Annotated in this window: 2 protein-coding genes; one reads left to right on the top strand and one right to left on the bottom strand. The window is 60.9% G+C overall.

All coding sequences use genetic code 11. From position 1 onward, the window contains the following. Window positions 1-713 precede the first annotated feature (713 nt). Window positions 714-968 carry a lasso peptide biosynthesis PqqD family chaperone gene (locus A9Q02_RS22980; protein WP_216361584.1) on the top strand — a complete coding sequence of 85 codons (255 nt, stop codon included), beginning with the start codon at window positions 714-716 and terminating at the stop codon, window positions 966-968. Window positions 969-1,081: 113 nt separating this feature from the next. Here the strand turns inward: A9Q02_RS22980 and A9Q02_RS22975 are convergent, their stop codons facing one another. Beyond that, window positions 1,082-1,777: a hypothetical protein gene (locus A9Q02_RS22975; RefSeq protein WP_097655417.1), complete on the bottom strand. Its 696-nt coding sequence runs from the start codon at window positions 1,775-1,777 to the stop codon at window positions 1,082-1,084. Window positions 1,778-2,061: the final 284 nt, after the last annotated feature.

Below are 2,061 nucleotides of genomic sequence, written 5' to 3'. Positions count from 1 at the left end.
TGGGCGTACGTTTTCGAGTGCAGAAGTGCGGGCGAAACTCGGATTGCATTCCGAGGTCGCTTCACCCAAAAAAGCATTCTAAATCGATACGGGATGTACCTCTTCGTCATCTGTCTTGAACATACCGCCTACCCGGACGCGCTTGAGCGACGGAAGCGGAAGGCGGTGCCGCATCGCGCAGGGCAACGAGCGACGATGCATTTGCGGTGTCACAGGGATGGAAGTGATGAAAACGCCGTTGACTTCATGTTGGGCGGGCCTCAACTCAAAGCGCCGCTGTCGGACGATATGCGGTATACTTACGAGGGAGATAGCTTGCGTATCCAAAGGAGAATCGCATGGCCGCTCTGCTTGCACAAGCGCTTGCCGAAATGCAGCGCCTGTCGCCTGCGCAGCAGGATGCGATAGCGGCGCTCATTTTGGAAGAATGAGCGGATGAAGCGCGTTGGGATCAGGCATTTGCACAATCCGGTTTTGACTATGCCCGACTCTTCCCAGAGAGTCAGTTACCCAATCGTAAACAATTGGGCTTGTCCCTGGCGCTACTAACCCGAAGGTCAGCATCCGAGACGTTCGGCCTACTGACAAAGGCCCTGTCGGGCGAACCCGACAGCGAGTGCAGATGCAGAAGCATACGACCTTGAACCTTTTACCCGTTCGAGGATTCCCGAACGGAACCGGCAAGATTCAGTTTTCAAGGTGCGTTTCAACCGTTGACCGTCGTCCGTTCCAGCGATGTCATGGCCAGCGCGGTAGACAATGAACTCGTGATGATGGACATCGAGCGGGGCGTATATTACAGCCTGGATCAGATCGGCACAGACATCTGGAACCGCATCGCCGAGCCAGTGACCGTCGCCGATCTCTGCGCCCAGTTGATGCAGCAATACGAGGTCGATCCGGCCACCTGCGAGGCCGACGTGTTGGCGCTGCTCAACGATATGGCGCACAACGGCTTGCTGGGGTAAACGGGTGTTTTGCCCCAAAGGCACCATGCTTCATGCCCACGGGAGGACAGGCGCGGTGATCATACCGGTTGCGACCACATGTTCTATGCCCCGACAGGGCGCCGCCGTTCCGTTCACCTTGCCACTGGCAAGCGGTACGTGCGCGAACGAGCGTGGTGCGCATCGGTGCGCAGGTGCCACTCGTCCGGGGTGAACTGTGACTCGGCGAGCAAACGGGATAACGGGTCGCCAGCATCAAGCGTGAAGGTGTCAGCCGCCGGGTCAAACCGGTAGGCGGTGGTTGGGCCACCAAGACGGGCGCGGAACCAGCCCGAGCCGGGGCCGGGCAGGATGATCGACCCTGTCCAGAGTTCGTCCCGCTGCCAGAGTGGATGGGCCGCTGGCCTCATCAGCGCACACAGCACCAAGGTTTTGTCATGGGAGATTGTGATTGTTGCAGGGTTGGTTGCGGTGACCGCGATTGACCGGTGGGTGTAGGGGGTTTGAAAGAACTGACGCTCGAGCCAGGCCAGCAGGCGTGACGAGTTGTAGGCGCTGGCAAGGTAGAGCCCGCTCGGCGACGTACCGGTTAGCCCCTCGCCGACAAAGACCCCCAGCGTGAGCTCGCGAAAGGGAATGCCGGCCCAGCGTAGCGCGGGGGCCGCCAGTACCAGTAAGGCCCGGTCAGCGTGCGGGGTTGGGGTCAATCCTACGGGAGCCAGGCGGTGCTGCCAATAGGCAAGGTCGGCACTCCCGTAAAGCAGTACTTCCTGCACATGGTCGATCACCGCGCTATAGCTTCGTGCAGTAGTGTCGTGAGGCGTGCGCATCGTTTGCTCCGTTCTGTTCTTGGCAGGGCCACGCAGTCTGGTGGCGCGCTAGCCTTGATTATGCCAGAGAAGCGACAAAAGAGAAAGAGCCAAGCGGCGTAGCACTAGGGCGATTGCATCATACGAAACCGGATACAACGGGGCACCCGCAAGGGGTGCCCGTACCGGGGTGGGGGCACCCGCAAGGGGTGCCCGTACCGGGGTGGGGGCGGGCCCGCTGTAGGGGCACCCCTTGCGGGTGCCCGTACCGGGGTGGGGCACCCGCAAGGGGTGCCCGTACGGGG

The sequence above is a fragment of the Candidatus Chloroploca asiatica genome, from assembly GCF_002532075.1.
In the GTDB taxonomy this organism is placed as follows: domain Bacteria; phylum Chloroflexota; class Chloroflexia; order Chloroflexales; family Chloroflexaceae; genus Chloroploca; species Chloroploca asiatica.
Note: the sequence above shows the minus strand (reverse complement) of the source record. Positions and strands in the feature narration are given on the sequence as shown.

Excerpts from the sequence above, each read along its gene's own strand:
- A9Q02_RS22975 (WP_097655417.1), bottom strand. The coding sequence starts at position 1,777 with ATGCGCACGCCTCACGACACTACTGCACGAAGCTATAGCGCGGTGATC.